General features: G+C 25.6%; 21 protein-coding genes and 2 pseudogenes. 12 read left to right on the top strand and 11 right to left on the bottom strand.

Annotated elements, in window-relative coordinates:
• Window positions 1-5: 5 nt before the first annotated feature.
• Together SKUN_RS08825 and SKUN_RS03815 are read right to left on the bottom strand one after the other, a co-directional pair.
• Window positions 6-152, bottom strand: coding sequence for a DUF3688 family protein (locus SKUN_RS08825; RefSeq protein ID WP_144416757.1), 147 nt, complete (start codon window positions 150-152; stop codon window positions 6-8).
• A gap of 55 nt (window positions 153-207) precedes the next feature.
• Window positions 208-462, bottom strand: a complete 255-nt coding sequence (locus tag SKUN_RS03815) for a lipoprotein (protein WP_053390921.1) — start codon at window positions 460-462, stop codon at window positions 208-210.
• A gap of 480 nt (window positions 463-942) precedes the next feature.
• On the opposite strand from SKUN_RS03815, the gene SKUN_RS08390 reads away from it, so the two are divergent.
• The 11 genes and pseudogenes from SKUN_RS08390 (at window position 943) to SKUN_RS08395 (ending at window position 5,214) form a co-directional block, all read left to right on the top strand.
• Window positions 943-1,092 (top strand): hypothetical protein, encoded by a 150-nt coding sequence (locus tag SKUN_RS08390; protein ID WP_083436097.1) that lies wholly within the window; start codon window positions 943-945, stop codon window positions 1,090-1,092.
• Window positions 1,092-1,349: a hypothetical protein gene (locus SKUN_RS03820; protein WP_053390922.1), complete on the top strand. Its 258-nt coding sequence runs from the start codon at window positions 1,092-1,094 to the stop codon at window positions 1,347-1,349. The genes SKUN_RS08390 and SKUN_RS03820 overlap by 1 nt, the downstream gene beginning before the upstream one ends.
• A gap of 357 nt (window positions 1,350-1,706) precedes the next feature.
• Window positions 1,707-2,033 carry a hypothetical protein gene (locus tag SKUN_RS03825; RefSeq protein ID WP_053390685.1) on the top strand — a complete coding sequence of 109 codons (327 nt, stop codon included), beginning with the start codon at window positions 1,707-1,709 and terminating at the stop codon, window positions 2,031-2,033.
• Window positions 2,026-2,466, top strand: a complete 441-nt coding sequence (locus SKUN_RS03830; protein ID WP_083436098.1) for a DUF3627 domain-containing protein — start codon at window positions 2,026-2,028, stop codon at window positions 2,464-2,466. Before SKUN_RS03825 ends, SKUN_RS03830 begins: the two co-directional genes overlap by 8 nt.
• Window positions 2,467-2,616: a hypothetical protein gene (locus SKUN_RS09205; protein WP_015967972.1), complete on the top strand. Its 150-nt coding sequence runs from the start codon at window positions 2,467-2,469 to the stop codon at window positions 2,614-2,616. It begins immediately after the preceding gene.
• 2 nt (window positions 2,617-2,618) lie between these two features.
• On the top strand, window positions 2,619-2,822 hold the full coding sequence (locus SKUN_RS03835; protein ID WP_015988088.1) for a DUF2649 family protein: 204 nt from the start codon (window positions 2,619-2,621) through the stop codon (window positions 2,820-2,822).
• Complete coding sequence (locus SKUN_RS03840; RefSeq protein ID WP_053390924.1) at window positions 2,822-3,835, top strand: hypothetical protein; 1,014 nt, start codon at window positions 2,822-2,824, stop codon at window positions 3,833-3,835. Before SKUN_RS03835 ends, SKUN_RS03840 begins: the two co-directional genes overlap by 1 nt.
• A pseudogene (locus SKUN_RS11755) lies at window positions 3,828-4,205 on the top strand (hypothetical protein). The gene SKUN_RS03840 and the pseudogene SKUN_RS11755 overlap by 8 nt, the downstream one beginning before the upstream one ends.
• Window positions 4,205-4,441, top strand: a complete 237-nt coding sequence (locus SKUN_RS03850) for a hypothetical protein (protein ID WP_053390909.1) — start codon at window positions 4,205-4,207, stop codon at window positions 4,439-4,441. The pseudogene SKUN_RS11755 and the gene SKUN_RS03850 overlap by 1 nt, the downstream one beginning before the upstream one ends.
• An 11-nt stretch (window positions 4,442-4,452) precedes the next feature.
• Window positions 4,453-4,917, top strand: a pseudogene (locus tag SKUN_RS03855) (spiroplasma phage ORF1-like family protein); the annotation flags it as partial.
• A gap of 174 nt (window positions 4,918-5,091) precedes the next feature.
• Window positions 5,092-5,214, top strand: coding sequence for a hypothetical protein (locus SKUN_RS08395; RefSeq protein ID WP_235511377.1), 123 nt, complete (start codon window positions 5,092-5,094; stop codon window positions 5,212-5,214).
• A 243-nt stretch (window positions 5,215-5,457) separates the two neighbouring features.
• Here SKUN_RS08395 and SKUN_RS03860 read toward each other — a convergent pair whose 3' ends face one another.
• The 8 genes from SKUN_RS03860 to oppB all read right to left on the bottom strand — a co-directional run bounded on the left by SKUN_RS03860 (window position 5,458) and on the right by oppB (window position 15,542).
• Window positions 5,458-5,763 (bottom strand): MMB_0454 family protein, encoded by a 306-nt coding sequence (locus tag SKUN_RS03860; RefSeq protein ID WP_053390926.1) that lies wholly within the window; start codon window positions 5,761-5,763, stop codon window positions 5,458-5,460.
• A 31-nt stretch (window positions 5,764-5,794) separates the two neighbouring features.
• Window positions 5,795-6,352, bottom strand: a complete 558-nt coding sequence (gene efp / locus SKUN_RS03865; RefSeq protein WP_053390927.1) for an elongation factor P — start codon at window positions 6,350-6,352, stop codon at window positions 5,795-5,797.
• A 142-nt stretch (window positions 6,353-6,494) separates the two neighbouring features.
• The gene (locus tag SKUN_RS03870) at window positions 6,495-7,142 is read right to left on the bottom strand and encodes a hypothetical protein (RefSeq protein ID WP_053390928.1); all 648 of its coding nucleotides are present in this window, start codon (window positions 7,140-7,142) and stop codon (window positions 6,495-6,497) included.
• Window position 7,143: 1 nt separating this feature from the next.
• Window positions 7,144-9,318 carry an ABC transporter substrate-binding protein gene (locus SKUN_RS03875; protein ID WP_053390929.1) on the bottom strand — a complete coding sequence of 725 codons (2,175 nt, stop codon included), beginning with the start codon at window positions 9,316-9,318 and terminating at the stop codon, window positions 7,144-7,146.
• A 2-nt stretch (window positions 9,319-9,320) separates the two neighbouring features.
• Window positions 9,321-11,555, bottom strand: coding sequence for an oligopeptide ABC transporter ATP-binding protein OppF (oppF, locus tag SKUN_RS11615; protein WP_053390930.1), 2,235 nt, complete (start codon window positions 11,553-11,555; stop codon window positions 9,321-9,323).
• Between the two features lies 1 nt (window position 11,556).
• The gene (oppD, locus tag SKUN_RS11620; protein WP_053390931.1) at window positions 11,557-13,260 is read right to left on the bottom strand and encodes an oligopeptide ABC transporter ATP-binding protein OppD; all 1,704 of its coding nucleotides are present in this window, start codon (window positions 13,258-13,260) and stop codon (window positions 11,557-11,559) included.
• Between the two features lie 30 nt (window positions 13,261-13,290).
• Window positions 13,291-14,280, bottom strand: coding sequence for an oligopeptide ABC transporter permease OppC (gene oppC, locus SKUN_RS03890; protein WP_053390932.1), 990 nt, complete (start codon window positions 14,278-14,280; stop codon window positions 13,291-13,293).
• Window positions 14,281-14,297: 17 nt separating this feature from the next.
• Window positions 14,298-15,542, bottom strand: a complete 1,245-nt coding sequence (gene oppB, locus SKUN_RS03895) for an oligopeptide ABC transporter permease OppB (protein WP_053390933.1) — start codon at window positions 15,540-15,542, stop codon at window positions 14,298-14,300.
• 201 nt (window positions 15,543-15,743) lie between these two features.
• On the opposite strand from oppB, the gene SKUN_RS03900 reads away from it, so the two are divergent.
• Window positions 15,744-16,214: a hypothetical protein gene (locus tag SKUN_RS03900; protein ID WP_053390934.1), complete on the top strand. Its 471-nt coding sequence runs from the start codon at window positions 15,744-15,746 to the stop codon at window positions 16,212-16,214.
• A 122-nt stretch (window positions 16,215-16,336) separates the two neighbouring features.
• Here SKUN_RS03900 and SKUN_RS09210 read toward each other — a convergent pair whose 3' ends face one another.
• Window positions 16,337-16,693 carry a hypothetical protein gene (locus SKUN_RS09210; RefSeq protein WP_158500760.1) on the bottom strand — a complete coding sequence of 119 codons (357 nt, stop codon included), beginning with the start codon at window positions 16,691-16,693 and terminating at the stop codon, window positions 16,337-16,339.
• Between the last annotated feature and the right edge of the window lie 648 nt (window positions 16,694-17,341).

Consider the following 17,341-nt stretch of genomic DNA (forward strand, 5'->3'; position numbering starts at 1 on the left):
GTTATTTAGTTTCTTTTTTGTTCTTTTCAGTCAGTAATTTCACCGGTGTTTTCGTTGATTGTTGGTGTTTCAGGTTCACCAACCCCATTTCAATAATATAAACTATTTACTATATATCAAATGTCTTTAATTTTAACTCCATTATTTAACACATTACCAAATAGATTATTAATATCATCATTTTTAAATTTAATAATTTTTCAAGTTTTATCTTCTCGTTGTTTTTTTTGCTGATATTATATAAAATTTATTATTACGTGTTTTAAATTCATGATTAAATGTGCTATTTATAGTTTTTCAATTACTATTTTCTGGTGGTTGTTGTGGTTTTAGTGTAGTTTCTGCTTTATTGCCCTCGTTTTTACTATTATTATTTGATTTAAGTGTTTTACAAGCAATTAAACTTGTTGTGCTTGTTGCGGTTAATCCGATTACTACTATTATGCTAAGTAATTTTTTCATATATATTGCTCCTTTTTATTGTTTTATATATAGTGGATTTTATTATATATCAATTATATATTAATTATTTTGTATTAAATATTAATTTTATATATTTTTGATGGTAGGTGTAAATTAATGAAATATATTATTAATAATTTTAATTTGTTTGTAGAAACCACACACATTTTGTATTTTTGGTTTTTACAGTTTTGGAAAGTAAATTTTTTTTAATATTTTTAATTAAGGAGTTGAAATTATGCAAACAAAGCAATATTTTATTTTGCGGTCGCTAGTGAAAAAGTATGGTAAAGATAATGTTATTAATACTGTTAATAAGATTGCAAAAGATATTGAAATTAAAAAGTAAAAGAATAAATTATTCCGCGTAATTTATTAGCGGATAATTTATTAAATAGTGTTTTTTAATGGAGCAAAGCAATAACGAGCGGAGCGAGTTTGCAAATTTCAATTTTTTAATTTTTAGAGAGGAGATGTATTATGTCAACTTTATTAACAACAATACTTAGTATTATTATTTTATTAGGGATTTTTGCTTGAATTGGTTTATCAATTTATCAAAAAATTAAACAAATTCAAGGAAATAAAAAAGATAAAAAAGAAATTGAAAGAAAGAAGGATAAAAAATAATGTTAGGTATGTATTTAACAACGGCGGTTAATTTTTTAACAACAACAACACCTACACCTAAAACTATGACTGAGGGGATGACTGGTATTTGAACTGGATTAACTAGTGCATTATGAAAAGTTAAAGATGGTGTAACAAATATTTTACCTGAGATAATGGTTTTCTTAGGCGATGCGTGAATTATTTTAATTCCGTTTGCTATATTTTGTATTATAAAAATATTAAATTTTTTCCGTATTATGGTTAAAGGAGTTTAGTATTTATTATTTATCATATATTTTAGTTGTGGCACACTAACTATTTATATGATTTGATTGAATAATTTTATATTTTAATAAATATTGTTAAAAATTAAATAGTATTTTTAAGTGTGCCAATTTTTATTATTTTATATATTTAACATTGTTAATAACATTGTTTATTAAAAAAACAGTACATTAACATTCTCATCTATAACATTGTTAATAAATATTGTTTATTACAATATATAAACATTATATTAACATTTTTTATAACATTGTTAATAATCAGTGTTTATTACAATAAATAAACATTATATAAACATTATTTATAACATTATTTATTAAACAAATATTTAGTTAGGAGATTATATTATGGATATGAAATTTAAAACAACTAAGGAATATAAAAAAATAAAGAGAGATTTTATTAAAGATATTTTTTGATTAAATTTGATTTGTTTTTTTGGACATATTATTAATTTATTTATTTTAAGTTTATTTATTTATCTTTCAATATTAAGTTATGGTAAAGATTTTCCATTCTTTGAAATTATTATGTCTGTATTTGCTTTTATATCATTTATTTTTATGATTATTATGCATATAAAATATATTTTTGAAATTAAGGTGGATTTTGATGTTGAAAAAGAAAAATTAATTCAATATTGACAAATTGAAGGAGTTGATAAAATTGAGTAATTATATTAAGAAAAATCAGAATATAGAAAATTATTTTATTAGTAAGGAATTTATCCCCTTTACAACAGATAAAGCAAGTTTTATTAATTTACCCAATCATAATCGCCATATTGGTTTTTGGTTGAGTAATAAGCTTATTTATCCGAGTGAAAAACATTCAGAGCAAGTAGCAATTGGTTTGATTTATGATAATTCTTATCCTATTATAAAGTATGATGAAAATTTAAAGCGAAATATTTGAAAATATTTAACTGGAACAGAATTAATCAATTTATATAATCAATATAAACAAAATTATTTTACTAAAATGAAAGAAGCGTTATTTTCAAGTGAACCTAAAAAAGTAAAAGCAAATAATAACAATAATAATTTAATAAATTGAACTGTTGAAAAAGAGCAACAATTAATTAAAGATTTGGAAGATTTAAATTAAATGAGTTTATATGATTATTGAGTTCAATTTGTTAGTTATATTATTGGTGCAAATGCCCCTGAGTTTTTATATGTTATATCGTTTGTGTTATTTATTGTTTTGTTTTTTGGAATGTTTTTTAAACTTATTCAAAAAATGTGGAGTTTTTAAATATGCAAAATGATTGAATTAAATTAAAAGAGTTTTTTATTCATATATTTTTGTTTATAGATAAAACAAATGTTGAAACTATTACAATGTGGAATTTAACGCAAAATGAATATTTAACTTTAATGGTTGGTATTTGAATTGTTATTTTGTTCTTAACTTGGTTTTTCTTGTGAATGGTTTTTAAAATAGTTGGGTATTTTAAATAATGAAAAATTTTGTATTTTTCTTTAAAAATTATTGTTATATTAGTGGTTCAATGTTTTTGTTTAGTTTAATTGATTTATTATTTTGGATAATTTCTTTGTATTGTGTTGGTTTAGTATTTTGATTGTTGTTTGCTTTGCAGTGTGTTTATTTTGTGTGATGATTGTGAAAAAATATTTTTTATCAGTTAAATGCTTTTCGGTTAGTTCAATTTATTTGAGATAATCCGTTGTCGGTAATTATTGGTAAATTAGGAACTGGTAAAACATTACTTTTAACTTATTTATCGCAAACTATGAAATTATTGACAGATAAAATTTATAGTAATTATCCGTTGGAAGATGATAAAGTAAAAGTTTTAACATTTAAAAATTTAGATTTTACAGATAGAACAAAACCAGTTCCACCCGATGATAGTGTTATTTTATTTGATGAAAGTTATTTGTATATTGATGGAACTAGTCCTCACGATGAGAAAAAAGTTCATAGTGGTAAAATACCGTGAATTGTTTTAGCGAGACATTTTGGTAATCGTGCGTTGTTTAGTGCTCAGCGTGAGGGTATGATTTGAAATAATATTCGCCAGTTAGCAAGTGGAATTATTATTCCAATTTCATTGAAAAAACTTGTTGCTAAAAAGGGATTTAATTTTTTTAATCGTTTCTTTATTATGCGAATTGGAATTTTTCAAGATATAACAGATTATGAAATTTGAAAAACAAAATCAGTAGAACGAACAGCAGAAGGTAAACGAGTAAAACATAAGTCGGATGTTGGATTAGGAATTCGGTTTTTTAAAATAATTATTCCGCTTGAATTTGCCAATAAGTATGATAGTCAATGATTAAAATTTGTGCGTGATTTAAAAAATGATGAAATTATTAATAAAAAAGAATATTATTGGTCAGAAATTACAAAATTAAGTGTTAAAGAACGATTGGAGTTATTTGATATTGATATTTTGAAAAAGAATTTAAAACCTAAAAAAGAGAAAGGAAATAAGAAAGATGATTAATTTATTAGTTGAAAATAATAATAGTAATTGAGACAAGATTTTTAGTTTTGTTTTTGATATATTTTTGTTTATTTTTGATTTAATTTGAAATACAAAGTTACCTATGACAAATACGTCGATTGCTTATTTTTTAATCTTTTTTATGGTTATTAAGTTATCAATTTACGCAATTCACGGCACATCAACACAGTATAATAATTTAGGTTCAACAGTTAATAATGGTGTTTAGCAAGTATATTCATCAACTGTACGAAAAGGTATTAATGTTGGTAAAAATGTTTATCAGAATAGTAATAAGCAACAAGTTAAACGAGAAATTAAACGTCAAAATATTAGACAACAAGCAAAAATTAAAAGAGGTGTTAAATAATGATTAAATTAGTTTTATTGGTGGCGGCAATCGCTATATTTGGAACTGGTTTTATTACTGTTATTATTAATCAACTTACATCAGCAAAAAATATTATTATGGATTTATATAATTCTGATACTTGGTTGATTTGATTATTTGGTAGAATGGCAGTTTTGTTTAGTCATCCGTTAATGTTAACAATATCGAGTTTATATATTGTTGGGTTTATTGTTTCAAAAACATTGTATAGTTAGGAGTTAAATTTATGAAAAAATCGTTATCTTTATTTGCTATATTTATTTTAACTTTTTTAGGTTTGGTTATTCCATTTATTACTTTAACGGCGTTTATACCCTTAAATGGAGAGCATTATACGCTTAAACGAGAGAATAGTACTGATAAAGGTATTAATGAAACTGATTTTATTAATACGATGTTTTTACGCAGCAGTTTTTTTGAAAATTGGTCGGAGACAAATTATTTTATTAATCCAACTTTAAAAACATCAAAAAAATTATTGTTTAATGATAAATGGTATTTGGATTTTTTACAAGATAGTTATTCAACAGGAGTTGTTTATGATAAACCAAGTTCATCTTTTTTTAGTTTTTATCAAATGTGAGATAGTTGAAAAAATACATATATGGTTGAAAAATTTTATGATGTTAAAAAGGAAAATTTTTTAAATGATTTAACTGATTTTATTTATGCTTTTGCCGTAAAATATAATATGTATTCTACATAATTTTAATTTGTTTGATTTACAAGCAAAATTAAAAAATTTTTTAAGTAAAAATTATAAAAATAAATATTATAAAAAAATAAAACAAAAAATATTTTCATATGTAAGATTGAAAGATTTCATCAAAATTATACTAAATTATTTGTATTTGAAGAAAAAATATTAAATGTCGTTAGTTTACAGAATAAATTAAATGATTATTATTATTTTTATAATTTTGAAAGAGTGCATAAGTCTTTAAATTTTAAGACACCATTTAACTTTTTGAATAGTTTAATTAAATAATTTTAAATTATTAAGTTTTGTATTTAAACTAATTTTTAGTTTGTTTAATTTTATATTTTTTATTTATTTATTTTATGATATTTTTATATTATAAAATAAATATTTTTATTATTTTTGTTATTTTATTGTAATCTTTAAAATGTATGTGGCATACTACATACAAGTTTCGATAAATTTTTAATATAAAATAATACTATCATTGAAAGCAACATTTTTTTCTATAGTTACTTCGCTATTAAATTATTAATTATGATAAGTGATACTAATATTTTTTGGTTTAATTTGTAACGAATAACTTAATTCTTTCATAATTGCTTCATTAATTTCAACTGTTAAATCATTTAGGTTTTCTTTTGCCATTACTTTTCCACTAATATAAATGTACAATAATGAATTATCAATCATGAGACATTCAACTTTATCTGCAAAATATTGGTGAGTCATATCCCGGATTGCATATAAAATAATCTTTTTAATTGTTAATAAACTAACAACAATTGTCCCACGATGATTATTTTCAATTGTTAATTCATTAAAATTATTATTCATCTTCAATTTCTCCTTTTATAAATTGTTAAAATTAAGCTCGTCCGGAATATTTTCCATCACTAGTTGAAACAGTAATAACTTCTCCTTTTTTAATAAACAACGGAACCTGTAATTCTCAGCCAGTTTCTAGCACTGCTTTTTTCATTGCACCAGAACTAGTATCACCTTTTACTGCTACTTCTGCCTCAGTAACTGTTAGATCGACCTTATCTGGTAAAATAATTCCCAATACTTCACCATCATATTTGGTAACAGAAGCCATTACTCCTTCTTTTAAAAATTTTTTTTCTCAAACTAAATTAGTTGAGGGAATTTCTAATTGCTCATAAGTTTGCGTATCCATAAAAATGACATTCGTACCATCATCATATAAATATTGCATTTCAACCTTATCAATTATTGCTTTTTTAACTTTATCACCACCAGTGAAAGTAATATTTGTTATTGCATTGCTACGCAAATTTTTAACTTTTGTTTTAACATGCGCTTGCCCACGACCAGATTTTGAATGTTGTGCTTCAATTACTACGTAAATATTACCCTCATATTGAAACGTTAATCCCGGGCGGAAATCGTTTACACTAATCATCTTCTTCTTCCTTTTCTATTGTTCCTAGTTTAATTATATCGTAATTTTAAACAGATAGTTATTAAAATCAATAAAAAGGAGAAAATTTTTTTTAAACAAATTTTCTCCAAATATTTTAATTTTATAAAATTGTAAGATAACTCTAAATATTAATACGATTTTCACCACAATATCGATTTGAGGTTGATAATGCCTTAATAATAACATAATCAGTTGTTTTAGTAATTGCAAAATGACGGGTTGATAAATAAAATTTTGGATTTAAGATAGCAAAATAGGCCATCATATTCTCAACTGATAAGGCTTTTAACACTTTCGCTTCATAATTAAATGTAATGGTATCTAATGCAAGTGGTTGGTTTTGATATAATGTTATTGAAATAATATCAGTTTTATCTGTAAAATGGATACTATTCTTATTAGCAATAATTTGTACTCATAATAATGCTGTCTTTGCACCGCCACTTGTTAGTGGTTGTCAAGGTAAATCAGTTCACGATTTTGAAATGCCATTTTTGTCATAATAAATAAATTTTAATTCCGCATTTCGAATTTCACCATGATATTCGTTTGTTTCTAATGCATCATAAACTGCATTTTGAAATATCGTTTCAGTTACTTTTGTGGTTGGTTGTTGTGTTTCAAAAACAGGAATTAAAGATAATTCACTTTTAAATAAAGATAACGAAATTTTACTACGATCACGCGTTTCCATTCTAACACAACTAACAACAGTCGCAGGAATACTAATAATCATTAAAGCCGTAAAAGATGTTAACAACTTTTTCATATTAATAATCCTCCCTAAACGCCTTATAATCAGTTTGAATAATTGCTAATTGTTGTTGATAACGTTTTTCAATAATTTGTCGCTCTTGTGTCGTTAGTAAATACGGATTTAAAACCATTCCTCAATGTTTATGTTTTGAACTACCATACCCAATTGTAACTTGTGTTCGTGGTGTTACATATGAAATTCGAATTTGATATGATCCATTTGGAACATAAACTGGAATAAACATAAAATTAGTATAAATAGCATTAAATTCAACTTCGGCAAAACCTCGATAACGATCAGCTAAGTGAACGGGATCAGTAATTTCATCACTTGCCACAACTTGGTTAGTATAATTTTTAAAAACATTATAAAAATTTTCAATTGCTGTTGTATTTTTTAAAAGATTTCAATATGGATTACTCAATTGATCCTTAATTGTTGCATAGTCTGGTGCAAGGTTATTCGTTAATTTTAGGTCACTAAAAATCCGTGAAGTTCCAAAATAATATTGTAAATCACCACCTAAGGAAAAGGTATGTAAGTAAGTATATGGATCAGCATAATCTGGTAATCATCCTCCTGCTTGCATATCTCAATCGGCTTTTTTACGACGGGTTCCATATTCTGTAGCATCAACAGTAATATCTGGAATAATTTTAATTACATCATTTTCAGCGTTAAATGAGTCAATCATATTCAATAAAAATTTATTAATTGTTAATGTGTGTGCTCCATTCATTAAAAAACGAAATTCAACTTGTGAAGCACCAATATTTTTTTGTAATCAAGTGCGAATATCATTTAAAATGTTATCATCATTTTTTAATAAATCTTTGTTATGATATAAAGCATCACTACCATCTTTTAATAGTTGGCTGGCAGCCATTGCATTACCATCTAAAAAATGGTTTGCATATGCTTCTTCAACATATGATGCATAATCAACATCCCCATTATAAACAAAATAACGTGCAGTATAAACATTTCGTAAAAACTTGGAAGTTGGTGAATCATCTAGGGCTTCGGAATAATATTTAACATATTTACTACGGTCTAGTTGGGTTGCTAAATATTTTCGAACTTTATCATATTGTAACGCCTTACTTGCATTTAATGCTTGCTTAGCACGAGCTGGGTTTGAATTTAAAATATCACTATTCGCATAATTATGAATAATTGTACTTGTTATTGCTTCAGGATTAATAATACTTGATGAACCACTAAAAATTGGATTAGCAGGATTAGAACCAACATATTTCTTTCAACCATTACTATCTGTTGGTTCAACTAGAAAATCATTAATATCACCTGATTCAAATAAAACACGTTCACGCGAAACATCATTATTTGCTAAATAAGTATAATTTAATTTATCAATGTATGTTAATTTGGCATGTCGATAAGCAGGGTTTTTTCGCAATAAAATTTGTGAAGTTGAACTATATTTTTCAACTAAATATGCTCCTGAATATCAAATATTTTTATAATTGGTCCCATAATTATAACTTTGTCGTAACGCCTTTTCTGGTAATGGTGCAAAAGCTAAATAAGTCATTAAAGTATCAAAATATTCTGCTGACTTTGTTAATTTAATGGTAATTTCATCATCAGCTTCATTAATTGTCATTCCTAATTTTTTTCAATTTGGATCATTATAATAATCTGGTTGATAATTACCTGCCTGAAAATAATCTCAAATTTCTTGTGCCCCACTAATAAAAGTTCGTCATAATCCTGATGTTGCCGATAAATTCTTTGGAAATAAAGCAAACTTAGCAGTATTAATCATATCACTAGCTTTAACTTGCCGTTTAAAATTACCTTGATAATCAAATCATTTTGCTTTTGGTGAAATTTTATATTTTCATTCACTTTGATCAGCATTAGGAATTCCAACATATTTTGATGTTTTATCTTTTTGCTCAGCAAGATCACCGAAACTACGATTATATTTATCAATTGCTACTAATGTTCCAAGAACATCAGCTAAAATTTTATTATCATCAACTAACATTGTTGATGCACTTGACCATGATGTTAGGGGGGATTTAAAAATAGAACGAAAAGCATTATCTGTAATTAAACGATTTTCTAACAAATCTAAACTAATTCCACATGAAACAACTAATGGTGTTACTGTTGTTATTGCCGTAAAACTAGCAAAAAATGCCAATTTATTTTTAAACATCGTTACACCTCCTTTCTGCCAACTGTCAAAGCAAGTTTAGCTTTTGCTGCAGCAATTTCACGTGAATTACCAAATAAATAGTGCCCCGTTTTAATTTCAGTAAACTCTGGTAAATCAAATAAGTAATCTCAATGTTCTTTTTCTGGTTCATAGATAAAATGAACTTTTTCTTTTTCATAATTTGGATTAGGTAACGGAATTGTTGATAATAATGCACGCGTATATGGATGTAATGGATTAGTAAATAAATCTTCAGCCTTTGCTAATTCAACAAGTTGACCATGATAAATAACAGCAATTCGGTCAGCAATAAACCGAACAACCGATAAATCATGGGCAACAAAAATATAAGTTAAATTATATTGTTGTTGAAATTTTTTTAATAAGTTTAAAACTTGGGCTCTAATTGAAACATCTAATGCTGAAATTGGTTCATCAGCAATAATAAATTGTGGTTTCATAATTAATGCCCGAGCGATACCAATTCGTTGTCGTTGTCCCCCTGAAAATTCATGTGAATAACGTGATAAATGTTCTGGTAGTAATCCAACCTCTTTTAAAATGTTTAAAATTAAGAAATGTTTAACATCACGATCTTTAATTTGTTCTAACTTTAATGGTTTTTCATTTTTTCCTAAATTATTATTATAATAAGTTAAATATAACTGGCGAGCAGTATCATTTTGATATAATTCAGGAAAATTTGTTAACCCTTCTCCAATAATTTCTTCAACTGAAATTCGATCGTTTAATGACGAAGATGGATCTTGAAAAATCATTTGAATTTTTTTCTTTTGTAAACGTTTTTCTCGCCTTGTGGGTAATTTAAACAATTCCGCATTTTTAACAATTTCATCAATTAATGGTAAATCTAATAAATCTAATAAACGATTAGAAGTAATAATCTCCGATTCTGAAGTTTTATATTTCTTACCTACTAATTGATAATATAATTTAATTGTTGTTTGATCACGAAAAACCCCATGTCGTGCTAAATATGATAAATCAGCAAGCATCATTTGTTGCTGTTCTACTGTTGCACTTTTCTTAATCAAAATCATTAATCCTTCTTTTCATTCATTATTTGGTAATGCTGCTAAACTTGTTTTCAAATTAGACGTGGTTGCTAATTCATTCAATGTCTTTGCCATATTTGTTGTTGCAATTTTTATCATTAAAGTACTAGTTTGATATGCTTGCTGTAAGGCAATAATTGCTTGTTGATTTATTTGCGATTCTAATTCCAATTTTTGTAATTCCTGTAAATATGCCTTTTTAAAATCATTTTTAAAAACATTAAAACTTTTATTATAACTTAAAATATATTTTTTTCGTTTTCTCTTCGGAACAAAAAGAATAAAAACTGCCCGTTGATTTTTATGTAAAAAATAAATTTCATTTAACAATTTAGTATGAATTGATAATAAATTTGCTAATTGTTCAAAAGAAGCATCATAATATTTTTGTGCTTGTTCTAATACAAGGTTTTCTTTTAGAGCATTACGATTTTCTTCTAATTTTAAAAAAACTTTATAAATTTGATGCCCTAATAAAATATTTCCTTCAATAATTTCAATATTTCCGCGGACACGACCTTTGATTTCTTCTTCTAGGGCAAGAGATAATGATGGAATTCATTCATGCAAATTATCCATAAAACAAAAAATTCGTTGATAATCTTTTAACATATCTTTTAATAAAATTAAATTATGTTCATACATTTCTTTTATTAATGTAAAATGATTGTTACTATGATTAAAATTTAGTAAATCAACTTTCTTTAATTCAAGGTTAGTTGTTATTAAATATTTCTTATTTGTATAGGGTATTAATTCTTTCGTATTAACAACATATTTTTTATTTTCAAAATAACGATAATAACTAATTTTTAAATTATTAATATAGTTACTTAAATTTTTATTTAATAACATATTATTATTTCGTAATAATCGCAATTTTTCATTAATATCTAAATTAATTTTATATAATTGTGGTGGTTTTCCCCGAATCAAATGCTTATCCATATAAATGGTTCCATCTTTAATTGGTTGCACACCAGCAATGGCACGGCCAATCGTTGTTTTACCACTTCCCGACTCACCAACAATACTAAAAATTTCTCCACGGTAAATATCAAAATTTGCCCTTTTAACTGCATTTACTTTTTTATTTTTTTGGCGAAATTGAATTAACAAATCGCGAACCATAATAAACTGTTCTTGTTCGTTTTTGTTCATCTTAATCACCTACCTTTGTATCATTTTTAATTTGTTCTAACTGTTGTAATTGCTTTGGTTTTGTTACTTTTGCAGCTCGTGGATCTAATAGTCATGTTTTTGCATAATGTGTTTCACTTACTTTAAACATTGGTGGTTCTAATAAATAATCAATTTTCATCGCATGTTGATTACGAGGAGCAAATGGATCTCCATATACTTTTGCATATAATGATGGTGGTGAACCAGAAATTGAATAAAGGTCTTCTCCTTTTTGACCAAATTGTGGTAAAGAAGATAATAACGCTCAAGTATAAGGGTGCTTTGGATCAAAAAAGATATCATTCACTGTTCCATACTCAATAATCTGACCAGCATACATTACAGCAACCCGATCAGCAATATTTGCTACAACGCCTAAATCATGTGTAATAAAAATAACAGTAAATTTATATTCTTTTTGTAATGATTTAATTAAATCCAGAATTTGTGCTTGAATTGTAACATCTAAGGCTGTCGTTGGTTCATCACAAATTAAAACTTTTGGTTGACAAGCTAAAGAAATTGCAATAACTACCCTTTGGCGCATTCCACCCGAATACATTCCTGGGATATCATGATAACGCTTTTTAGCCTTTGGAATTCCAACTTTTTCTAGTAATTCAATTGCTGTTTTTTTTGCTATTGCTCGTGACATTTTACGATTTTTTCGTAATACTTCTGAAATTTGAAAGCCAACTGATAATAATGGATTTAACGATGTCATTGGATCTTGGAAAATTGTTGCTATTGTTGGACCACGTAATTTACTAATTTGTTTTGCCGCTTTTAATTTATTGATAAATTCAAAATTTTTAATTAAATTTCATTCTTCATATACATTAGCAAAATTAGCAGCATCCAAAGGTTTTCCACTTGCCATTAACTGATTTAATTTGTTAATCCGATAGCGAATCCCATCGGTATAAGTTTTTTTACTAAAATAAGTTTGAATTTTACTAAATTCTGTTGGTAAAGGAATAATTTTTTGCTCAAAATAATTTTTTAAAAACTGAATATTTTTCCCTAATAATCGTTTTTCACTTCAAGTTAATTTTTTAATTTTGTAAATTTCATTCTTATAACCAACAATTTGATTTTGTAAAAATTCAATCTTTTTTTGTTTTAATTCAGGATTTAACAACATCTCTTGTTGATTTTTATATTCCTTTAATTGTGCATTAAGTTTTCCTATTTTATTATTAATTCGGTTTGAATAACTAAAACTAATTTGTTTTTTTAACACTTCAATTTTATTTTGTAAATCAATAATTGCTGTTTGCAAATTAGTTAATTCCAAATTATTAATCATTTTGATTTTTTGTGTTGTTCTAATAATTTGTTTTTTATTATACTTAATAATATTTTTTTGTAGGTTATTATCTAATAAAATTTTATGGAAATCAACTAAATGAACTGGTTTTCGAAAATACGCTAAATCATCCGATAAAATATTTTTTGAAGGCGAATAAACAATTGAACCATTACTAATTCAGCCATTACTTTCTAACATATTAGTAAATGTTTTAGTCATAACTGACTTACCACTCCCTGACTCACCAACAATTGCTAATGTTTCACCATCATAAATATCAAAAGAAATATTTCGAATAGCAGTTAAAACATTGGCACGAGTTTTAAATTTTATTATTAATTTTTTAATTGAAATAACAATTTCTTTTTCCATAAAGCAATATCTCCTTTTAATACGTTATTTTTATTTATAATGGTTTTTGGGGTCTAATGAGTCAGCAAATACTTTTCCGAATAAGAAAAATAAAACCGATGTTCCAGCAATAAAACAAATAGGAATAATTAATAAATGTGGATAATCTTGTCACTTACTAGATGCTAATACTTCATTTAAAATAAATCCTAATGTTGTATTTTCACGTCCTTGGACAAAACCAAAGTTAAAGTAATTTAATGTTGAATCAATTGCAATAGCCATTGGTACAGCAAATGATGCTGTTTGAATAATTAATGGTAAAATTCGTGGCATAATATTTTTTGTCACAATTTTTGATCCAGATGTTCCTAACATTTTTGAAGCAAGATTATATTCAGTATTTCGGACTAAAATAATTTGGACTCGGATAACCTCTGCCAAAGTAATTCAACTAGTAAGTGATACGGCAAAAATAATTACGGGCATTGTTTTACCTAAAGCAAAAATAATAATTAATCATAAAATTAGTGTTGGTACTAAATTTAAAAATCGTGTAATTTCAATAAATAAAATATCAAATTTTTTAGAAAATCCTCAAATTGAACCAACAATAACACCAATTAAAATTTGAATTAAGGCAATTATTAATGTAAATAATAAGGTTGTTCGCATTCCAATTCAAATTTTATCTCAATAATTCTCACCATTCATCCCCAGTCCAAATAAATAAGTTGCATTTGGAGCTAAAGGTTGTTGATAATTAGTAATTGGTAAATCAGCAGGTAATGGGTTCGCAACTTTACCAATTGGGACAATCGCTGTTAATAAGATAATTGCAAGTAATAATAATAAACAAACAATAAACGTTTTTTTAGTAATTAAAATTTGACCAACTACTTTTCAATAACGATATGATTTCGTTAAAATTCGTTCATTCTCTTCTAGTTGAGGACCAACAATTTCAAATAAACTTGGATCTAAATTATTAATATCATAACTTTGAAAATCAAGTAACTCTTCATATGTAACTCTTCGCATCATTTTTTCTCCTCTTTTTATTTTGTTAATTTTACTCTTGGATCTAATATCGCCATCATAATATCGGCTATTAAACTAGTAACAATTCCAGCCGTTGCTGTTAATAGAATATATCCCATGACAACAAAGGAATCCTTGTTTCCAACACCCGAGACAATAAATTTACTCATACCTGGAATTGCTCAATTTTGTTCAGCAAAGATACTTGCCCCAAAAATTGTTGTTAAAAAAGCTGCTGGTAATAAACGAAAAATTCGAATCCCAGCATTACGGAAAATATGAATATAGAAAATATAACGATTAGTCATGCCTTTTGATAGGGCAAACTTAGTATAATCAGCAGTCATTTCATCAATAACATATCGTCTTGTATTAATAACAATTGGTGGTGTTATCATTAAAAAAATTGCAAATACTGGCCAAAATTTAGTATCAAAAGTTCCCGAACTAAATAAACCATGAGCATAAAAAACATTAATTGAAATTAAATAAATCCCCACTACTAAAACAACCGGTGGAATTGTTAAAAAGATAATTGACCCAGAATTAATGGTATTATCAACGCCACGTTCTTTATTTTGTGCCGCATTGATTCCTAATGGCACACCAATTAAATAAGCTAATAACACTGCAACTGACCCAAAACCAAATGAATATGGAATTGCTCTTACAAAGATATCTGACACTAATTCTCCTGGTTCTGCTACTGCTGTTGAAAAAACAACTCCTAAGTAAAATCATGTTGTAACTTTTTCACCAACTAATTCACCAGTTATTGTATCAAAAGCACTATTAATAATTATTGTTTTTTTAATAAAAGGCATAATATTTCGTAAATATGTTCCTAATTGACTTCAAATTGAGCCATATACTCCAAAAATTTTCATTTTTTGCTCCAATAAAGCATTATATTCTGGTGTACCTGGTAAAATTTTTAATTTATCAATATCAATGTCTTTAATATAAATATCATCGGGAGTTACTAATCGCAATAAAATAAAAATTACACAAATTGCTAGCAATAAAGTAATAATTGCAAAAAAGATTCTTTTTAATGAATAACTTATTAATGGAAAACGATCAAAAAACTCCCGACGGTGATGATTAAAAATTGCCATTTTATATTTCATTTCAGTAAAAAGTGATGTTCGTTTATTTGCTTGTTGATAATCTAAATCAACATTAACAAACTTATTATCATATTCTTTACTAATATCAAAATTGGTTTTAGAAATATCTTTATCTTTTTTAATATTTTTCATATATTTCCCTCCCTAGTTCTAAGAAAAAATAAAATGTCCCTTTTATCAAATATTAATAAAATAATGTGCTTAAAATAACTTATTTAAAATAATGTACTTGATACAAAATATAATTTTATATTATGTAATTATAATTTACTTTTTATAAAAATACAATATAATTTAATAATAAATTTAAAAAATATTAATGTGGGGGAAATAATGTCAAAAAAGAAAAATATGTTTAAAGAATTAAATAAATTAAAACGTGAAGAAAAAGAAATTCATGAAAAAGAAGTTAAAGAAATTGTTGAAGAAACATACCATAATCAAACAATAAAATTAGAAACTTATCAAAAACTAAAAAAAATTACTTGATACCATTATTTAATTGCTATTTCAACTAGTGCATTTTTACTTGGAATTAGTTTTTTATTAGGAATTTTTGCTTTTAAAGATATAAAAAAAACAGAATGAATTGTTGTTAGCTTCTTTGTTTTAATTTTATTAATCTGATTAATTTTAGGCTGATATAAAAATAAGCAAGCTATAGTTTACTTTAATGATCATCGTCGCCGTTATCAACCCACTTTAACTGACGAAGAAGCAATAATTAAAAAAACACGAAAAATATTATTAATCATTGCTGGAATATTATTAATTTCTTCAGTAATTATCTTTTTTACTATTTAATTTATTTTTATAAAAATTAACCAACCTTAAATTCTAGCATCTGTAAAAATACAAAGTCACTATCATTAATAACCATTAATAACTTGTTTACTGCTTAGGTCTAATAAAGAAACTATAAAAATTTATATCATAATGATATAAATACTTCTACAGCAAAAAAAACCTTGCTTTTTGATTAAATTAATTTTATATTTTTGATTCCGGTGGTTATTTATGTATATCTTGAACTTAGAATTTAAATCTAATTTATATTTTTCTTTAAAAAAATTAAAAATGGGTCTAAAAATTGGCGTAAATTCCTTTGTTTCTACTTTTTGCTTTCAAACATTAGCACTTTTAACTAATGCATCAAACTCATTTTGCCGTATCTTAAAAACCAAACAATAATTATCCTTCCATGTTTCTAATTTATAATAATTTCAAAAATCTATTACTATTTCCGCAAATTCCTGTAAATCTAAATCAACTTTCTCTTTCACAACTAAAACCCTAATTTTTGTTTTAAAAAATATTGCACTATTTGGTTTTGGAAATAATAAATTTTCAATTCTACTTTGGTTTGGCCTAAAATTGTATAGAATTCTTCTTATATAATTAATAATCACCATCTGTTGGCATATTTTTTTTATAAAATTTTAAAAAGTTTTCTACTGTCAATTTTTTCTAATGATACCCCTCTCCCTCTCAAGCCAACAAAAAAACCACTTTTATATAAACAACTCGTAATATAAAAGAATTTATTATTCACATTAGTTGTCAGCGTTAAGTGAACATTATCATAAAATTTAATTTTTTCCTTTTTTAGTTTTTCTTTAATAAATGACCAAACTAAGAAATCTGGGTTAATATTGTTAAAAAACAAGTCTTCAGTACAAATAATTTTATAATCTAGTGGTTTAAAAATATTGTCAATAAAAGACATCCTGTACGATGAACCGATAAAAAAGCAACTCTTGTTAGAGTTGCTTTTTATTTGAAAAACAACTTTTGAAAAACAACTTAATAGCAGAGTGGGACATTTTTTTAAAATAACTAGGTGTTTTTTTCCACACAGGCGGTCTAGCCCAGCGGTAATCAGCCTAGAAATAATAGACGCAATAAATTACGATAGTCGTGATAAACCCAGG

Source organism: Spiroplasma kunkelii CR2-3x (assembly GCF_001274875.1).
In the GTDB taxonomy this organism is placed as follows: Bacteria; Bacillota_I; Bacilli_A; order Mycoplasmatales; family Mycoplasmataceae; genus Spiroplasma; species Spiroplasma kunkelii.